A 15,921-nucleotide genomic window follows, 5' to 3' on the forward strand; every position below is an offset into this window, starting at 1 on the left:
AACTGAATCTATGGATCGTAGCCACGCGCATCGATGGCGTTGGCCACGTCATCGGCCATCTTCAAGGTCCTGATAATGACCGGCACGGCGATCGCGACCACGCTGTGCTCCAGCCCGCGCGCGCGCTGGGCTTCCCTGACTTCCGCCGCGATCTTCGCGACCACCGGAATGAAGCGCAGCGCCAGCGAGAGCCCCAGGCTGATCTTGGCCGGATTGATGCCGAAGCGGCGCACCCAGCCGATGCCCCGCTCGATGGCGTCGATCATGGCCGAGACCGGCGTGGTCAACGTCACCAGCGAGGCCAGCAGCAGCAGCGCGACGAAGCGCGCCACCACCATGGCCGCGAAAGCGGCGTCGCGCGTGAAAAGCTGGAACAGGAAGATGAACAGGAACACCCAGAAGGCCGGGCGCACCTGCGCGACGAGCACCTTCGGCGGGATGCGGGCCAAGGCATACAGCGCGGCGATGACGGCCAGCACGGCGGCAACAGCACGCAGGTCGTCGACGAGCAACAGCGCCGTGCCGCCCGCGAGCAGCAGCAGCACTTTCGCGCCGGCCGGCAGGCGGTGGACCGGCGACTCCCGGTGCAGGTAGATGCCCAGGCTCACGAGAGGCGCTCCACGTAGCGCGCCAGCGCGGGCGACGGCGTGTCGTCGATCACCACCCGGCCGTCTTCGAACGCGATCACGCGGTCGAAGCCGCGCAGGAAGTCCAGGTCGTGCGAGACGACGATGGCGGTCTGCTCCAGCGCGTCGATGACCTGCGCGATGCGCCGCTTGTTGCGCAGGTCCAAGAGCGTGGTGGGCTCGTCCATGACGATGTAGGCCGGCTCCATCGCCAGCACTCCGGAGATCGCGACGAGCTGCTTTTGTCCGCCGCTCAGGTGGTGGGACGAGTGCTTGCGAAAGGCCAGCAGGTCGTAGCGGCCGAGCACCTCGGTGACCTTTTGCTCGATCACGTCCGGCGCGAGCTTCAGGTTCTTCAGCCCGAACGCCAGGTCCTCGTCGACCACCGGAAAGACGATCTGGTTGTCGGGATTCTGGAAGACGAAGCCGACCTTCTTGCGGACCTGCTTTCCGTCCTTCCTGGTATCGAAGCCGTCGACGCGCACCGTCCCCTCGGTCGGAAGCTGCAGCCCGTTGAGCAGCCGGGCGAAGCTGCTTTTCCCCGATCCGTTCGAGCCCACGATGGCGATGCGCCGCTGCGACAGCGTCAGGTCGATGTTGCGCAGGACGGACAGGCCGTCGTAGCGCAAGGAGACGTCAAAGATCTCGATCATGGCCCTCCCCGCCGCGCGGCCCGGCCGTTCGCGAACGCGTTCGCGAGAGGATGACGACGTTCCCGGCGGCGACGATCGCCACGCCCGCCAGGATGCGCGGGCTCCACGCGAACCCTTCCAGCGCCGTCGACACGACCAGCGCGAACACCGGCGTCATCACGATTGAATAGGCGGCGCGCTCCGGGCCGATGCGGCCAACCACCATGAAATACGCCCCGTAGCCGATGACGGAGCCGAACACCGCCAGATAGAGAAGCGACGCAAGATACGGAAGGCTCAGGTCGAAAGCGAGCGGCGTCCCCATCGCCGCGGCGGTCGCCGCGAGCAGAACGGCGCCGTACGCCATCGCCAGTCCCGTGCCCTGCAGGGAGGGAACACCGGCGGCCTGCAGCCGCGCCGACAGCATGTTGCCCGCCGAGAACAGCGCGGCCGCGCCGACCACGAGCAGGATGCCGACCGCCCTCCGGTCGCCCAACGTCAGCGTCGCGGCTTCCGGCCCGAACACGACCGCCAGGCCTAGCGCACCCAGCCCAGCGCCGGCGACCACGGTCCATGCGATGCGCCGCCGCAGGAACACGGCGCTGTTGACCACGTTGAAGATCAGCACGCTCGAAAACAGCAGCGCCACCAGGCCGCTCGTCAGGCGCGCCAGGCCCAGGTAGATCAGCGAGAAGCTGCCGAGGAAGATAAGGCCGCCCTGCAGCGCGACCAGCACGTGGTCCATCGCGCGCAGCCGGGTGACCGCGCCCGTCGCCCTGGCCAGCAGCAGCAGGACGGCCGCGGAAATGCCGAAGCGGTAAGCCAGCGACAGCCGGTACGGAACGATCCCCAGCTGATAGGTGGTCACGAACCAAGTCAAGCCCCCGGTGGCCACCGTCGCGAGGTAGAGCGCCCAGGTGGGAATGCCACCTGGCGGCAATTGGCGGCTGGACAATGGTCACACCTTCCGGCGCCCGAGCAGGACCATCTCAGGACCACATGACCAGGTTGCGGCCGCCGAGCTTGCCCATGAACGAGCCCATGCCGATGCGATGCAGGGCGTCGCCGCCTTGGGCGACCTCCACCACCTGGTGCGGATTGCGCGAGTTGAAAATGACGACGCTGCCCATTTTCGGCTTGAAGACGTAGCTCTCCTGGCCGGCCAACTGGTCGCGCGTGAACTGCGGATATTTCGCGTCCTCGGCGGGATCGCCGGTCCAGTCCCAGAGCTTGTTCCAAATGGTCGTTTCGCCGCCGCTGGAGGTGTCATCCATGTAGGCGTTCCAGGTCAGCTGGCAGCCGACTTGGCCGACGAGATTGTTCTTGGCGAACTGGGGCGCGAAGTCGATGTGGATGTCGTTGCCGCCGCTGAGGATGCGCACGATCCCGGCGAAGTAGCTTCCGTAGCCGGGCTCCTGCGCCACGCCGATGGCGTAGCCGGTGCGCTGTCGTATAAGGTCCTGGAAACGCGCCAGCGGATCGAATGCGCGCCCGCTCACGACGTGCACGGCGGCGAACGCGGCCTGCACGTCGTCGAAGTAGTCCCGCTTGGGCCGCTTCATGTAGTGCACGAAGGTCGTGCCGACATAGCCGGCCGGGCGTCCCACCTCGTAGTACCGCAGCGGGGTTTGCGAGAGCGCCTGGGCGAATCCCCTGCACTCCTGCGCCGTCGCGAAATCCGGGATGCAGATGGCCGCGACCCTGTTCTCGGCCAGGTCGTCGAGGCTCTCGGCGCTCAGCGCCGCCGCCCGTGCCCACGTGCTCGTCATTGTGACTCTCCCTTGGCGTCGACGCGGTCCGGCGTTCGGTCCGCGTCGAGGCGAATCCGAACGATAGCCGAAAACACGGGAAGAATCGACCGCCGCTTTTCAAGCTCGGCCGCTTGCGGTGCGCGGTGAACTTTCGTTGGCTTTCCCGGTGAAGCCCACGATGTTCAGCAGCATCGTCGCCAACGGAACCATGGCCCCTTGCGCAAAAACGTCGGTATGAATCCAGGTGCTCTCAAGCTGCCGCAGCTGGTTCGCCGCGACCACCGTGTGTTCCAGTTCGTAGGGGCAGTCCACGAACAGGGGCCCGGCATGCAGCCGGATTTCCTGCGCGGCGAACATCTGCACGAAAGGATAGTCCGCGGGGAACGGAAAGTTGCCGCTGCCGTGCCGCAGCAGCACGCTCACCATCTCCAGCGGAACGACCGGCCGCCCCCACGGGGACGTGCCGCCGGCTTCCTTCGTGTACCACGGGTGCGGCTGCGTCATGGCCGCGAGCTTCTCGTTCAACGAGAACGGATAGAGCGCGCCCAGGCGCGCGTCGAACGACAACCGCGCCGCGATGCGCCCCGACGTCCTGCCCACCATAGGCGCGTCATCCGCGCCGCCCAGTGCGCGGCGCCGCGTGCGCAGCAGGCCTTGCCGCAGGGCCGTGGCCGTCTGCGAAGGGCCGGCCGAGGCGGAGCCCCTCAGCACGTCGATTCCGTCCCGCTTGACCACCCACACGTCGTTCAATCCTGCGGGGTCGACCGGCCAGCGCAGCGCAGCGCGGACCTCATCGCCCGCGTGGCTCGGCGCCTTGAACTTGACCGAGAGGCAGCCGGTCTCGAACCATTCCCGGCCCCACGCCCTGGCGCAGAGAAAGGCGATCTGGCTGAAGTGCGTCGGCCCCTCGATGGTTCCTGCGCCCAAGCCGAGGCCCGCCGCGACCGCGTCGTCGTGGATGGAACCGGCCCCGCCGGAGTGCTGCCGCGCCAGCAACTGCCGCGGCGTTCTCCAGGGACCCTCAAGCGCGCCGTCCGCGATGCGGCACCCGTCGTCTGCTCCAACCAGTGTCACGCGGCTTCCTTTCGGGGCAAGGCGGGCGCCTATGCCAGTTCCTCGTGCGGCCCGGCGGCCAGCAGCCGTTGCAGCGCCGCGAAATCCGGCTTGCCCGCCTGCGTGGCCGGCCAGTCGCGCACGAGCACGTACTGCCGCGGCACCTTGTAGGCAGGCAGCCGCGACAGGCCATGGCGGATGACGTCGGCGCGCGAGGTTCCCGCGCGGACCTGCACCAGGGCGACCAGGCGCTCGCCGCGCAGCGCATCCGCCACGCCGAGCACCGCCGCGCGCAGCACCGCGGGGTGGGCCTGCAGGGCTTCCTCGACTTCCTCGGGATGGATGTTCCTGCCGCCGCTGATGACCATCCTGTTCGCGCGGCCGGCGAGATAGAGCAAGCCGTCCTCGTCGAAGTAGCCGACGTCGCCCACGGAGACTGCGCTGCCCGCGCGCACCTCCGCGCCTTCGGCGCCATAGGCATACGACATGAACATCAGCGGACTTTCCGCGTACACCAGGCCGTGCTGCAGCGGTGCCAGCACCTCCCCTTTGCCGTCGCGCACCGTAATGCACACGCCGGGGAACGGCCGCCCGACGGACAGCGCGGGAATGTTCTCCGATACCTTGGCCAGGGTCAGGTAGCCCAGCTCCGAGGTGCCGTAGAACTCGCAGAACTCCGCCTGCGGAAAGCCGCGCTTCAGGCGGCCGGCGTCGCCCGGCGGCCACTTCGATCCGGTCGACAGGACCAGGCGCACGCTGTCCGGCGCATCGGTAGGGTGGTCCTCGGTGTAGTCCAGGAGCATCTTCAGCTGCGTGGGCACGCAATAGAGCACGGTCGCGCGCTCCCGCGCCATGAGCCGCCAGATCGAGGCCGGAACGAACCGCCGCGCGAACAGCACCTTCGCTCCCGCGTTCAGGCCGCGCACGATCGCGTAGGGCGCGAGCGAATGGGCCATCGGGCCGGGCACGAGGATGACGTCTTCGCTGCCGATCCCGAATTCGGCCGCGTCGCCCGCGAAACCGCGCGTCCAGGACGCGTGGCTTCGCCGGTAGCCCTTGGGCAGGCCGGTGGACCCCGAGGTGAAGCCGACGTAGAACGCGCGCTCGGGCGCGGGCTCCTCCACGCGCCGGTACGCGGCAGGCGCGCCCAGCGCGTCCGCCACCGCCGCGAACGGCAGCGACGCGTCGACCCGGCTGCCGCCCGCGCGCCGCGCCAGGTCGCCGTCCGACGTCAGCAGCAGGGGATCGGGCAGCTTCGCGAGGACCACGTCCAGCATCGGTGCCGGCCAGGCAGGGTCGAGGAGCAGCGCCTCGCTGCCAGACCTGGCCGCGGCCAGGAACAGCAGCAGCAAGGCGGGGCTGTTGTCCAGGTGCAGCGCCACCGGGCGTCCGTTCGCCGCCGCGGCCAGGTGCGCGGCGAGCCGGTGGACCGCTTCGTCGAGCGCCCCCCACGACATCTCCTGCCCCTCGAACACGATGGCGACGCACTGCGCGGACAGCTGTGCATGGCGCGTCAGTGCGGCGGTGATGCTCATGCGCGTGGACGCTCCCGGTCCGTCAATCGCCGTGGAAGCGGACGAATTGATCGAGCGGTGCGCGCGGCGACCGCAGCGCGTTCTCCGGCCGCGTGGTGTCCTCGTACCCGAGCGCCATGCCGCACAGCAGGATGTCGCCGTCGGGAATCGCGAGATGGCGGCGCACCACTTCATGGTGGGATGTGAAGGCCGCCTGCGGGCAGGTGTGCAGCCCGGCTTCCCGCGCGGCGAGCATGAAGCTTTGCAGGAACATGCCCACGTCCAGCCAGCTGCCGGCGGTCAGCGCCCGCTCGACACAGAAGAACAGGCCGGCCGGCGCGCCGAAGAAGGCGAAGTTGCGCATGTGCTGCGCGCGGCGCGCGGCGACGTCACGCTTGCCGATGCCCAGCGTGCCGTACAGCGCGAGGCCGATCTCGCTCCGGCGCGACGCATAGGGCTCCCACCACTGCCGCGGGTAGTAATCGTATTCGGGGCGGCCGCCGCCGTTCTTGTCTGCGGCGGTGGCCAGCAAGTCCTTCTCGAGTTCCGTTTTTGCCCGGCCGAAGACGACGTGCACTTTCCAGGGCTGGATGTTGCCTCCGCTCGGCGCCCTTGCCGCGAGGGACAGCAGCTCGCCGATGAGGGACTGCGGAACCTGCGTGGACAGGAATGCGCGCACCGAGCGTCGGCTCAGCAGGGCGTCCCGCACCGTCCGCGCGGCGTCGGCTGCGGGAATGTCCGCGGCGATGTCATCCATCCGCGCGGATTATCCGCCTCCCTCCCCCAGCCGCCTATTGCCCAAGGAAGTGCTTGCGGTAGCGCGCCGGCAGGTCGCCGATGCGGATCATCATCGGCAGGTCGGCGCTGTTGAAGTCCGGGTCCCAGGCCGGCGCGCCGAGCACCTTGGCGCCGGTGCGCAGGTAGCCCTTGATCAGCGCCGGCGGCTCCACGTCCAGCGTGCCGTCCAGCGCGTCCACCGGCAGCGGCAGGCGCGGCGCCACCCGGTACTCGGACGCGCACAAGTGATTGCGCTCCACCTGGCGCCAGATGCTGGCCGCCACGTCGCCGCTGGCCACGCCGTTGTGCAGCATGGGAATGCTGGCGCAGCCGACCATGGTGTCAAGCCCGTTGCGCGCCATGAATTCGCCCAGCGCGGCCCACAGCACCATGACCACGCCGCCGTGGCGGTGCTCCGGGTGCACGCAGCTGCGGCCCAGTTCGACCATGCTGTCGCGCAGCGGATCCAGCCGCGCCATGTCGAACTCGGTGTCGCTGTAGAAGCCGCCGGCGCGGCGCGCCTGCGCCGGCGTCAGCACGCGGTAGGTGCCGATCACCTCGCGGGTGGCGCCGTCGCGCACCATCAGGTGCTCGCAATAGTCGTCGAACACGTCGACGTCGTGGCCGGCCACGGTGGTGTCCAGCCGCGCGCCCATCTCGCCGGCGAACACCTGGAAGCGCAGGCGCTGCGCCTCGCGCACTTCGTCCGCGTGGCGCGCCCAGGCCACCGAGATGCTCCGCCCGGAAGGCTGCGGTGCGCCGGCGGGAGCCGAGGCCGGACGCACGGACGGCGCGCGGCTGGTGGTGTGGGAGATTTGCAGTTCAGTCATCACTGGTCCTGTTCATGTGGACAGTGTTGAAAAACGCGGTGACGCCCGCGTTGCGGTTCGGTGTCGAACGGATGACAGCGCGGCCGTGCCGCGCGGCGGGTCAGCCGTCGTGCGCGCGGAAGGACAGCAGCTGGTCGAGCAGCCAGTGCGGATCGTCCACCGCCAGGTCGTGGCCCGCGCTGGCGTGCAGGTGCAACGGCAGCTTCCAATGCGCCGCCAGCGCCTGCGAACAGCGCACCGACACCAGCCGGTCGGCGCGGCTGGCCAGCAGCAGCATCGGCACGGCGGGCGGCAGCCGCGCGATGCGGTGGCGCGCCGCCGCCACCAGCTGGCGCAGCATGTTCGCATGCGACACGGGATGCGCCTGCGCGCAGGCGATCCAGCGCTGTTCCGTGCGCGCATCGACAGGCCGCGTGTTGCTGGTGAGCAGCAGCACGCGGTGCTCGCGCGTGCGCAGGTCCATGCCGGGCCGCAGCAACGCCAGCGCCTGCGCGTAGGCCGACGGCCGCAACCGATGCCAGAACGGCGACAGGCCGGCGAAGCTGCTGTTGGCGAGAGCGCAGCCGGCCAGCTCGCCCGCATAGCGGGCCGCCCAATCCAGCGCCACCATGCCGCCGAGCGACAGGCCGGCCAGCAGGTACGGCGGCTGCGCACCCTGCTGCGCCAGGCGCGCGCGGCAGGACGCCACCATCGCCTCCACGCGCATCGGGCTGCGCTCTTGCCACAGCGTTCCGTTGCCCGGAGTGTCGAGCGCCACGACCGCATCGCCCGCCGGCACGCGTTCGCGCAGCATGGGCAGCACCTCGCCCCAATGCCCGGCTTCGCGCGCCAGCCCGCGCAGCAGTACCCAGGTGGTCATGGCGTGCCGTACCAGAGCGCCAGCGCGCGTTGCCGGTGCGCCTCGCAAGCGTCGCCGCGCGGCAGCCACAGCGCGTGGCCTGCGGCCGCGTGCATGGCGAAGTCCAGCAGCGGCAGATGGCGGCGCAGCACGCGTTTTTCGCGGTGCGCCAGGCCCGGGTTGAACATGCCTTCGCGCGAAAACAGCTGGCGCGGGTTCTTCTTCACCCACAGCCAGGAGCCCATCTCCAGCGTCAGCGGCAGGAACACGGTGCCGGCCGGCGCGCGCAGCACCAGGTGGTCCCACAGGTCGCCGTGCGCCAGGTACTGGCGGCTCTGCGGCTCGACGATGTAGGGATGGTGCGCCAGCGTCTGCTCCAGGATCTCGTGCAGCGCATGCAGCTGCGGCAGGTGCGCGATGGGCGAGCGGCGGTGCGCGAAAGGAAACCACAGGCGGTCGCGCATGCCGAAGCCGGAATGGCAGTCCAGCGCCAGCGCGAACGGCCGGCCGTGCAGTTCGCGTTCCACCACATCGCACAGCGCCGCGCTTTCCGGCTCCATCGGCGCGCCGGCCCGGCCGCGGTACCAGGGCAGGCCGGCGCTCAGGCGCTGGCCGCCCACCAGCGGCGGCACGCCCTCAGCCGCATCGACCGGCGCGTTGCGCATCAGGTCCACGCCTGCCGGATTGGCGCGCGTGCCGCGCAGCATGCCGCCCGGGTTCACCAGCGGCATGAACACGACGCGCAGGTTCTCCAGCATCGCGTGCAATGACGCGTCCCAGCGCAGCCGCATTGCCAGGCTGTGCAGCCAGGCGGTGACGATGCGCGTGCCGATGCGCTCCAGGCCGTGCACGCCGCCGAAGTAGCCGACAGCCGGCACGCCGGGGCCCGGGTTGCCGAACGCGACGGCATAGACCGGCAGAGCCCGCGGCCCGTGCCCTACCGTGCAGGCCACGCGCACCTGCGCATGGCCGCCGGCGGCGGCGATCGCGCGCTCCAGCGCTTCGAGTTCAGGCAAGGCGGGAGACGGCATGGGCGCGCAGCTTAGGGCATCGGCGTGTCACACGGCTGCCATTCGCGGGCGCTAGCGTGCAAGGTCCACAGCCCCGGAGCACCACCGATGAAACACCGTATGCCGCCGCTCCTGCACTGGGGCGCCGTCGCCCTCGCCCTCTTGGGCGGCGTCGGCGAATTCGTGTCGCTGCAGCGCTGGCGCATCAGCGAGCGGCGCATCCGCCACTAAAACCCGCTTTCCCTTCAGGACCGAACGACACCGATGGAACCCGACGAATTCGCCAGGCGGATGCAGCTGGAGGCGCTGGACGCCTACGACGAGGAACTGGAACTCGAATTCGAGGACCGGCCCTGCGGCCCCGGCGGCGAGGACATCCCGCTGACCGCCGCCGAGCGTCACGCGCGGCGCCTCTATTTCGGCGAGCTGCTGCGCCTGCAGGGCGAACTCGTCAAGCTGCAGGACTGGGTGGTGGCCAGCGGCGAAAAGCTGGTGATCCTGTTCGAAGGCCGCGACGCGGCCGGCAAGGGCGGCGTCATCAAGCGCATCACGCAGCGGCTGAACCCGCGCGTGTGCCGCGTGGCCGCCCTGCCCGCGCCCAACGACCGCGAACGCACGCAGTGGTACTTCCAGCGCTACGCGGCGCACCTGCCGGCGGCCGGCGAGATGGTGCTGTTCGACCGCAGCTGGTACAACCGCGCCGGCGTCGAGCGCGTGATGGGTTTTTGCACCGACGCGCAGTACGAGGAGTTCTTCCGCTCGGTGCCCGAGTTCGAGAAGATGCTGGCGCGCTCGGGCATTCGGCTGATCAAGTACTGGTTCTCGATCTCCGACGAGGAGCAGCACCTGCGCTTTCGCAGCCGCATCCAGGACCCGCTCAAGCAGTGGAAGCTCAGCCCAATGGACCTGGAGTCGCGCCGGCGCTGGGAGGACTACACCCGCGCCAAGGAAGCCATGCTGGAGCGCACCCACATCCCCGAGGCGCCGTGGTGGCTGGTGCACGCGGACGACAAGAAGAAGGCGCGGCTGAACTGCATCGCGCACCTCCTGTCGCAGCTGGACTACCGCGAAATCCCGCACGCCGAGATCCAGCTGCCCGAGCGAGTGCGCCACGAGGACTACACGCGCCGGCCGGTGCCGCGCGGGATGTACGTGCCCGAGCGCTACTGAATGGCCGATGCGGGCGGCGCGGGCGGCGCGCACTGCCATCAAAGCGTCATGTTGGGCGCCGAGCATCCGGGCGAATTCCAACGGGACGACGACACATGCACGCCATCCGCATCCACGCGCTCGACAAGACCTTCGGCAACGGCCGCAAGGCGCTGCACGGCATCGACCTGGCCATCGCTCCGGGCGAGATGGTGGCGCTGATCGGCGCCTCCGGCTCGGGCAAGTCCACCCTGCTGCGGCACGTGGCCGGCTTGATGCCGGCCGATCACGGCAGCGCCAGCCGCATCGAGGTGCACGGCGAATGCGTGCAGAGCGGCGGGCGCATCGCGCGCGACGTGCGCCGGCTGCGCGGCGGCGTCGGCTTCGTGTTCCAGCAGTTCAACCTGGTCGAGCGCTTGCCGGTGGTCGTCAACGTGCTGGCCGGCGCGCTGCACCGCCTGCCCTTGTGGCGCGGCGTGCTGCGCAGCTTCGGCACCGGCGAGATGGCCCGTGCGCTGGAGGCGCTGCGCCGCGTCGGCATCGCCGAGTGCTGCTGGCAACGCGCCTCCACGCTCTCGGGCGGGCAGCAGCAGCGCGCCGCCATCGCCCGCGCCATGGTGCAGGGCGCGCGCGTGGTGCTGGCCGACGAGCCGATCGCCTCGCTCGACCCCGAATCCTCGCGCCGCGTGATGGACATGCTGGCGCGCATCAACCAGGAAGACGGCGTCACCGTGGTGGTGTCGCTGCACCAGGTGAACGTGGCCATGAAGTACTGCGCCCGCACCGTCGCCCTGCACCAGGGCCGCGTGGTGTACGACGGCCCGTCCGCCGCGCTCACCCCGGCCCTGCTGCGCGAGCTGTACGGCGCCGAGGCCGACGAGATCCTGTCCCTGGGCGACCACATCGGGGCGCTGCAGGAGCCGCGCCGGCCCGAGCCGCTGCGGCCGTGGGCACAACCGCTGCCGCAGGCGGCCTGATCTCTTCTCTCGCTCTCCATCGTTCTCTCCCCAAGAAAAGAAAAGGCACACCCATGTTCAAGCAATTCGCACTCGGCACGGCCCTGCTCGCCGCCGCCGGCACCGCACCGGCGCAGTCGCAATCACAGTCGCCCAAGGAAATCAACTTCGGCATCATCTCCACCGAGTCCAGCCAGAACCTCAAGCAGGACTGGGCGCCGCTTTTGGCCGACATGGAAAAGCGCACCGGCCTGAAGGTCAACGCCTTCTTCGCGCCCGACTATGCCGGCGTGATCGAAGCCATGCGCTTCGGCAAGGTGCAGGTCGGCTGGTTCGGCAACAAGTCGGCCATCGAGGCGGTGGACCGCGCCGGCGGCGAAGTCTTCGCGCAGGTGGTCAACGTGGACGGCTCCATCGGCTACAACTCGATGGTGTCGGTGCACAAGGACAGCCCGTACAAGACGCTCGACGAGCTGCTGAAGAACGCCAAGTCGCTGTCCTTCGGCATCGGCGACCCGAACTCCACCTCGGGCTACCTGGTGCCCAGCTACTACATCTTCGCCAAGTACAAGCTGGACCCGAAGACCACCTTCAAGAACACCCGCGGCGCCAACCACGAAACCAACATCCTGGCGGTGGCCAACAAGCAGGTCGACGCCGCCGTGCACAGCTCCGACGTGCTGGAGCGCATCGAGAAGCGCCAGCCCGAGGTGGCGGCCAAGGTGCGCGTGATCTGGAAGTCGCCGCTGATCGCCGGCGACCCGCTGGTCTGGCGCAAGGACCTGGACGCCGACAGCAAGGCGAAGGTCAAACAGTTCATGCTGTCCTACGGCAAGGGCAGCGGTGCGGAGGGCGCGCGCGAACTCGCCATCCTGACCAAGCTGACGCTCGGCGGTTTCCGGGATTCCGGCAACGCGCAGCTGTCGCCCACCCGCCAGCTGGAGCTGTTCCGGGAAAAGACCAAGCTGGAAGCCGACGCCGGCATGGGCGCGCAGGAGAAGGCCGGCAAGATCGAGGCCATCGACAAGAAGCTGGCCGAGCTGCAGCAGGCCGGCTGACGCAGGGCGGCCGCGCACGATGAACAGTTCCACCCACCTGTCCGTGGTCACGCCCCCGCTGCCGTCCGCGCCGCGCGCCAACCTGGCGGCGCTGGCCGCCTGGGGCGTGCTGCTGGCGCTGCTGGCCGGCTCCTGGAAGGGCGCGGACATGCGCCCGCTGGACCTGCTGCGCGATTCGGCCAACATGGCCACCTACGCGGCCAGCTTCTTTCCGCCCGACTTCCACGAATGGCGCGGCTACCTGCAGGAGATGCTGGTCACGGTGCAGATCGCGCTGTGGGGCACGGTGCTGGCCGTGGTGTGCGCCGTGCCGCTGGGCCTGCTGTCGTCGGCCAACATCGTGCCGGCCTGGGTCTACCAGCCGGTGCGCCGGCTGATGGACGCGGCGCGCGCCATCAACGAGATGGTGTTCGCCATGCTGTTCATCGTGGCCGTGGGGCTGGGCCCGTTCGCCGGCGTGCTGGCCCTGTGGGTGCACACCACCGGCATCCTGGCGAAGCTGTTCTCCGAAGCCGTGGAAGCCATCGACCCGCAGCCGGTGGAGGGCATCCGCGCCACCGGCGCCAGCGCGCTGGAGGAAATCCTGTTCGGCGTGCTGCCGCAGGTGCTGCCGCTGTGGATCTCCTACGCGCTGTACCGCTTCGAGTCCAACGTGCGCTCGGCCTCGGTGGTCGGCATGGTGGGCGCGGGCGGCATCGGCGTGGTGCTGTGGGAAATCATCCGCGGCTTCCAGTACGCGCAGACCTGCGCCGTGATGCTGATCATCGTGGGCACCGTCACCGCCATCGACATGGTGTCGGCGCGCATCCGCAAAGCCCTGATCTGACCCGAGGAGTTCCTACATGCCCATGACCATCGACCAGATCGTGCGCCTCTACCGCAGCGCCGGCGCCGCGCGCTACGGCATGGAAGCCATCACGCAGGAGCAGCACGCGCTGCAATGCGGCCTGCTGGCGCAGCGGGCGGACGCGCCCGACACGCTGGTGGCCGCCGCGCTGCTGCACGACCTGGGCCACCTGCTGGCGCACACGCTGCCCGAGTCGGCCGCTGGCAAGGACGACCTGCACGAGTACCGCGCGATTCCATTCCTGCGCGGCGAATTCGGCGACGCGGTGATCGAGCCGATGCGCCTGCACGTGGCGGCCAAGCGCTGGCTGTGCGCGGCGGACCCGGCCTACCACGACGGCCTGTCGCCGGCGTCGCGCCACAGCCTGGCGCTGCAGGGCGGCGCGTTCACCACGCCCCAGGCCGCCGACTTCCTCGCGCAGCCGCATGCGGCGGAAGCGGTGCAGCTGCGCCGCTGGGACGACCAGGCCAAGAGCCCCACGCGCGAGACGCCCGGCTGGGAGCATTTCCGCCCGGTGCTGGAGCGCGCACGGCATTGCCTTCCGTCCGAGTCCGTTCGCCCTGAACCCGTTCACCTCTGAACCCGTTCGCCCAGAGCCTGCACACCCGTTCGCCCTGAGCCTGTCGAAGGGCATACGCGCGCTTCGGCAAGCTCAGCCAGAACGGTGTGATGTGGCCAGCAGGTGGTCGCGCAACTGCGCGCCCGCTTCGGCGACGGTGCTAGCATTCACGATCACGTGCGCGCCCGGCATGTCCGGCAGATCGCCATTGCGCGCGATGCGCTGCCGCACCGCGTCGCCGCCTTCGCGGCCGCGTGCCTGCAGGCGCTGCGCCAGCTGTTCCGGCGGCGCCGTCACCAGCACTACCTCGACGCTGCCCGCCGGCAAGCCCAGCACGTGCTCGCGCGAGCCGTTGACCACCACGGTGCGCCCGCGCGCCACGTCCTCGCGGTAGTACGCGTCCACGGCGTAGTCGAAGCCGTGCGCACGCCAGTGCCAGGCGAAACGGCCGGCGCGCAGCCACTGCGCAAAGGCGGCGGGACTGAGCTCCTCGTGGTCGGAAGCCGGATGGGCCGCGCGCGTGACCGCGCGGCGCGCGAACACGATCCCGCGCTCGCCCGCCAGCGCGGTGCGCGCCCAGCCGATCACGCTGTCCTTGCCCGCGCCCGAGGGGCCGCAGACGAACACCCAGCGCCCCGGGGCCGGCGCGCTCATGGCCCCAACTCCACGTCGTGCAGCCGCACGAAGGGCGCGCCGGCCACCGGTTCGTGGAACACGCACAGCCGGTCGAGCCAGAGCGGCGCGTCGGCGTTCAGGCGGGACAATGCGGGCGCCAGCTGCGCCAGCAGCCGGTCCGCGGTGTCGGCGTCGACCGGACCCGTCAGGCTCATGTGGAAGCGGAAGCGCTCCAGCACGTGCGGGTAGCCGTAGAGGTCCAGCAGCTCGCGCCCGCGCGCGTCCAGCTGCTGCGGAGTGCGGCGCGCCCGTTCCGCGGCGTCGAGCGGTGCGCGCAGCGCGTCCAGCGCGGTGACGCACTGCGCCGCCAGCGCGTCCACCACCGCGTGCGGCTGCGAAGGCACCAGCGCGACGAAACCGTCCAGGTGCACCGGCACCAGAGCGCCGAGCGGCATGGCCTGCCAGCGCCGTGCGATGGCGGCCACGCGCGCCAGCAATTCCTGCTCGCCGCTGCCCTGCCCCAGCCGGAACGGCGCTTTCAGCGTCGCATGGAAGCCGTAGCGCCGAGGCTCGGCCGTGAGCCGGCTCACCTGCGCGAAGTCGAAACCGGGCAGTTCGCGCGGCGGCACCGGCATGCCGTCGAATTCATCGCGGCCCAGCCAGCCGCTGCCGAACGCGTGCCATGGCGAATGGCGCGGCGGCGCGAAGTAGATGGCGTAGCGTCCGGTGCTCATGCGTCCTCCGAGCGCACCAGCAGCTGCACGCGGTCGCCGCTGAACAGGGTTTCGCCGTACTTGACCGGCCGGCCCTCCAGGTCCACGTCCACGCTTTCCACGCACAGCAGCGGGCGCGCCGCCGACTGGCGCAGCAGCCGCGCGGCTTCCTCGCCGGGCAGCTGCGTGGTGATGCGGCTCTCGCGCCGCAGGTAGTCGCGCACGCCCAGGCGCGCCAGGATCTCGGTGGTCTGCGCGCCCTCGCCCAGCATCTCCAGCAGGCCGCCGAAGCGCTCCGCCGGGTACCAGGCGCTTGCCAGGTTCACCGGCTGGCCGTTGGCCTCGCTCAGCGTCTCCACCAGCAGCACGTCGTCGCCCCCGGCCAGCTCCAGTTCGCGCGCCACGCGCTCGGCCGCCGGCTCGCACCGCGCGGTCAGCAGTTGCTTGCCGGGCAGCAGGCCCTGGCGCTGCAGGTTCTCGCTGAAGCGCGTGCGGCGCGCCAGCGGGTAGTTCAGCAGCTCGTGTTGCACGAACATGCCGCGGCCCTGCTCGATGCGCAGCATGCCCTGCGCCTGCAGCGCGCTGACCGCCTGGCGCAGCGTGTGGCGGTTCACGCCGAAGCGCGCCGACAGCTCGGCCTCGCTCGGCAGCTTGCCGGTGTCGGCATAGCGGCGGTCGCGGATCTCGCCGGCCAGCGTATCGGCGATGCGCCGCCACACGGTGACGCCGCTGCGCACATGAGGCGGCGCCACCGGGGCGGGAAAGTCGAAGGGGTGCGGTGCGAAGGTGGGGGGTGTCATCAGTCGGTCATGTTGCGCGATTGAACTGCGGTTCGTGCCTGGCATGGGCCGGGACTTTAAGGACTGATCTAGTGTCCTGTCCCGATAATACGTGAGCAAAGTCGATGCAGCTTTTCAAGGATCGAATCGGCGGTCGCAGTCCATTTGAACGGCTGACAGTTTTGGTTGTGAGCGTTGACGAAATGGTCGATGC

At 70.0% G+C, this 15,921-nt stretch carries 19 protein-coding genes and 1 pseudogene; 6 read left to right on the top strand and 14 right to left on the bottom strand.

Annotation, left to right across the window (positions count from 1 at the left end; translation table 11 throughout):
- Window positions 1-8: 8 nt before the first annotated feature.
- The 10 genes from H0U68_RS09420 to H0U68_RS09465 form a co-directional block, all read right to left on the bottom strand.
- Window positions 9-608 carry an energy-coupling factor transporter transmembrane protein EcfT gene (locus tag H0U68_RS09420; protein ID WP_296354913.1) on the bottom strand — a complete coding sequence of 200 codons (600 nt, stop codon included), beginning with the start codon at window positions 606-608 and terminating at the stop codon, window positions 9-11.
- A complete protein-coding gene (locus tag H0U68_RS09425) occupies window positions 605-1,279 on the bottom strand; it encodes an ATP-binding cassette domain-containing protein (RefSeq protein WP_296354914.1) in 675 nt (224 codons plus the stop codon). Before H0U68_RS09425 ends, H0U68_RS09420 begins: the two co-directional genes overlap by 4 nt.
- A complete protein-coding gene (locus tag H0U68_RS09430) occupies window positions 1,263-2,213 on the bottom strand; it encodes a DMT family transporter (RefSeq protein WP_296354916.1) in 951 nt (316 codons plus the stop codon). The genes H0U68_RS09425 and H0U68_RS09430 overlap by 17 nt, the downstream gene beginning before the upstream one ends.
- A 34-nt stretch (window positions 2,214-2,247) precedes the next feature.
- Window positions 2,248-3,027: a 2OG-Fe(II) oxygenase gene (locus H0U68_RS09435; RefSeq protein ID WP_296354919.1), complete on the bottom strand. Its 780-nt coding sequence runs from the start codon at window positions 3,025-3,027 to the stop codon at window positions 2,248-2,250.
- 99 nt (window positions 3,028-3,126) lie between these two features.
- On the bottom strand, window positions 3,127-4,005 hold the full coding sequence (locus tag H0U68_RS09440; RefSeq protein WP_296354921.1) for a hypothetical protein: 879 nt from the start codon (window positions 4,003-4,005) through the stop codon (window positions 3,127-3,129).
- Window positions 4,006-4,112: 107 nt separating this feature from the next.
- On the bottom strand, window positions 4,113-5,597 hold the full coding sequence (locus tag H0U68_RS09445; protein ID WP_296354922.1) for an AMP-binding protein: 1,485 nt from the start codon (window positions 5,595-5,597) through the stop codon (window positions 4,113-4,115).
- A 22-nt stretch (window positions 5,598-5,619) separates the two neighbouring features.
- Complete coding sequence (locus tag H0U68_RS09450; RefSeq protein ID WP_296354924.1) at window positions 5,620-6,333, bottom strand: nitroreductase; 714 nt, start codon at window positions 6,331-6,333, stop codon at window positions 5,620-5,622.
- A gap of 34 nt (window positions 6,334-6,367) precedes the next feature.
- Complete coding sequence (locus tag H0U68_RS09455; RefSeq protein WP_296354926.1) at window positions 6,368-7,183, bottom strand: GNAT family N-acyltransferase; 816 nt, start codon at window positions 7,181-7,183, stop codon at window positions 6,368-6,370.
- A gap of 100 nt (window positions 7,184-7,283) precedes the next feature.
- The gene (locus tag H0U68_RS09460) at window positions 7,284-8,042 is read right to left on the bottom strand and encodes an alpha/beta hydrolase (RefSeq protein WP_296354928.1); all 759 of its coding nucleotides are present in this window, start codon (window positions 8,040-8,042) and stop codon (window positions 7,284-7,286) included.
- Window positions 8,039-9,052 carry a M14 family zinc carboxypeptidase gene (locus tag H0U68_RS09465; RefSeq protein ID WP_296354930.1) on the bottom strand — a complete coding sequence of 338 codons (1,014 nt, stop codon included), beginning with the start codon at window positions 9,050-9,052 and terminating at the stop codon, window positions 8,039-8,041. The genes H0U68_RS09460 and H0U68_RS09465 overlap by 4 nt, the downstream gene beginning before the upstream one ends.
- Before the next feature lie 87 nt (window positions 9,053-9,139).
- Here H0U68_RS09465 and H0U68_RS09470 point away from each other — a divergent pair, with 87 nt between their 5' ends.
- From H0U68_RS09470 to H0U68_RS09495, 6 genes are all read left to right on the top strand, one after another.
- The gene (locus H0U68_RS09470; RefSeq protein WP_296354932.1) at window positions 9,140-9,262 is read left to right on the top strand and encodes a hypothetical protein; all 123 of its coding nucleotides are present in this window, start codon (window positions 9,140-9,142) and stop codon (window positions 9,260-9,262) included.
- A gap of 33 nt (window positions 9,263-9,295) precedes the next feature.
- On the top strand, window positions 9,296-10,201 hold the full coding sequence (ppk2, locus tag H0U68_RS09475) for a polyphosphate kinase 2 (RefSeq protein WP_296354933.1): 906 nt from the start codon (window positions 9,296-9,298) through the stop codon (window positions 10,199-10,201).
- Between the two features lie 95 nt (window positions 10,202-10,296).
- Window positions 10,297-11,157, top strand: a complete 861-nt coding sequence (gene phnC / locus H0U68_RS09480; protein WP_296354935.1) for a phosphonate ABC transporter ATP-binding protein — start codon at window positions 10,297-10,299, stop codon at window positions 11,155-11,157.
- A 53-nt stretch (window positions 11,158-11,210) separates the two neighbouring features.
- Window positions 11,211-12,194 (top strand): phosphonate ABC transporter substrate-binding protein, encoded by a 984-nt coding sequence (gene phnD, locus H0U68_RS09485; protein ID WP_296354937.1) that lies wholly within the window; start codon window positions 11,211-11,213, stop codon window positions 12,192-12,194.
- Between the two features lie 19 nt (window positions 12,195-12,213).
- Window positions 12,214-13,020: a phosphonate ABC transporter, permease protein PhnE gene (gene phnE, locus H0U68_RS09490; RefSeq protein ID WP_296354939.1), complete on the top strand. Its 807-nt coding sequence runs from the start codon at window positions 12,214-12,216 to the stop codon at window positions 13,018-13,020.
- A gap of 16 nt (window positions 13,021-13,036) precedes the next feature.
- Complete coding sequence (locus H0U68_RS09495) at window positions 13,037-13,621, top strand: phosphonate degradation HD-domain oxygenase (RefSeq protein WP_296354941.1); 585 nt, start codon at window positions 13,037-13,039, stop codon at window positions 13,619-13,621.
- A gap of 72 nt (window positions 13,622-13,693) precedes the next feature.
- Here the strand turns inward: H0U68_RS09495 and H0U68_RS09500 are convergent, their stop codons facing one another.
- The 4 genes and pseudogenes from H0U68_RS09500 to H0U68_RS09515 form a co-directional block, all read right to left on the bottom strand.
- A complete protein-coding gene (locus tag H0U68_RS09500) occupies window positions 13,694-14,254 on the bottom strand; it encodes an AAA family ATPase (protein WP_296354943.1) in 561 nt (186 codons plus the stop codon).
- The gene (locus tag H0U68_RS09505; protein WP_296354945.1) at window positions 14,251-14,949 is read right to left on the bottom strand and encodes a DUF1045 domain-containing protein; all 699 of its coding nucleotides are present in this window, start codon (window positions 14,947-14,949) and stop codon (window positions 14,251-14,253) included. Before H0U68_RS09505 ends, H0U68_RS09500 begins: the two co-directional genes overlap by 4 nt.
- Window positions 14,946-15,728: a phosphonate metabolism transcriptional regulator PhnF gene (gene phnF, locus H0U68_RS09510; RefSeq protein ID WP_296354947.1), complete on the bottom strand. Its 783-nt coding sequence runs from the start codon at window positions 15,726-15,728 to the stop codon at window positions 14,946-14,948. Before phnF ends, H0U68_RS09505 begins: the two co-directional genes overlap by 4 nt.
- A gap of 68 nt (window positions 15,729-15,796) precedes the next feature.
- Window positions 15,797-15,921: pseudogene (locus H0U68_RS09515) on the bottom strand (IS630 family transposase); the annotation flags it as partial.

The organism is Ramlibacter sp. (assembly GCF_013697775.1).
Taxonomy (GTDB): domain Bacteria; phylum Pseudomonadota; class Gammaproteobacteria; order Burkholderiales; family Burkholderiaceae_C; genus Ramlibacter.

Bases quoted from the DNA above. Each gene is read 5' to 3' on its own strand.
- H0U68_RS09425 (WP_296354914.1), bottom strand. From the start codon at position 1,279: ATGATCGAGATCTTTGACGTCTCCTTGCGCTACGACGGCCTGTCCGTC.
- H0U68_RS09435 (WP_296354919.1), bottom strand. From the start codon at position 3,027: ATGACGAGCACGTGGGCACGGGCGGCGGCGCTGAGCGCCGAGAGCCTC.
- H0U68_RS09445 (WP_296354922.1), bottom strand. From the start codon at position 5,597: ATGAGCATCACCGCCGCACTGACGCGCCATGCACAGCTGTCCGCGCAG.
- H0U68_RS09450 (WP_296354924.1), bottom strand. From the start codon at position 6,333: ATGGATGACATCGCCGCGGACATTCCCGCAGCCGACGCCGCGCGGACG.
- H0U68_RS09455 (WP_296354926.1), bottom strand. From the start codon at position 7,183: ATGACTGAACTGCAAATCTCCCACACCACCAGCCGCGCGCCGTCCGTG.
- H0U68_RS09460 (WP_296354928.1), bottom strand. From the start codon at position 8,042: ATGACCACCTGGGTACTGCTGCGCGGGCTGGCGCGCGAAGCCGGGCAT.
- H0U68_RS09465 (WP_296354930.1), bottom strand. From the start codon at position 9,052: ATGCCGTCTCCCGCCTTGCCTGAACTCGAAGCGCTGGAGCGCGCGATC.
- H0U68_RS09470 (WP_296354932.1), top strand. From the start codon at position 9,140: ATGAAACACCGTATGCCGCCGCTCCTGCACTGGGGCGCCGTCGCCCTC.
- ppk2 (WP_296354933.1), top strand. From the start codon at position 9,296: ATGGAACCCGACGAATTCGCCAGGCGGATGCAGCTGGAGGCGCTGGAC.
- phnC (WP_296354935.1), top strand. From the start codon at position 10,297: ATGCACGCCATCCGCATCCACGCGCTCGACAAGACCTTCGGCAACGGC.
- phnD (WP_296354937.1), top strand. From the start codon at position 11,211: ATGTTCAAGCAATTCGCACTCGGCACGGCCCTGCTCGCCGCCGCCGGC.
- phnE (WP_296354939.1), top strand. From the start codon at position 12,214: ATGAACAGTTCCACCCACCTGTCCGTGGTCACGCCCCCGCTGCCGTCC.
- H0U68_RS09495 (WP_296354941.1), top strand. From the start codon at position 13,037: ATGCCCATGACCATCGACCAGATCGTGCGCCTCTACCGCAGCGCCGGC.
- H0U68_RS09500 (WP_296354943.1), bottom strand. From the start codon at position 14,254: ATGAGCGCGCCGGCCCCGGGGCGCTGGGTGTTCGTCTGCGGCCCCTCG.
- H0U68_RS09505 (WP_296354945.1), bottom strand. From the start codon at position 14,949: ATGAGCACCGGACGCTACGCCATCTACTTCGCGCCGCCGCGCCATTCG.
- phnF (WP_296354947.1), bottom strand. From the start codon at position 15,728: ATGACACCCCCCACCTTCGCACCGCACCCCTTCGACTTTCCCGCCCCG.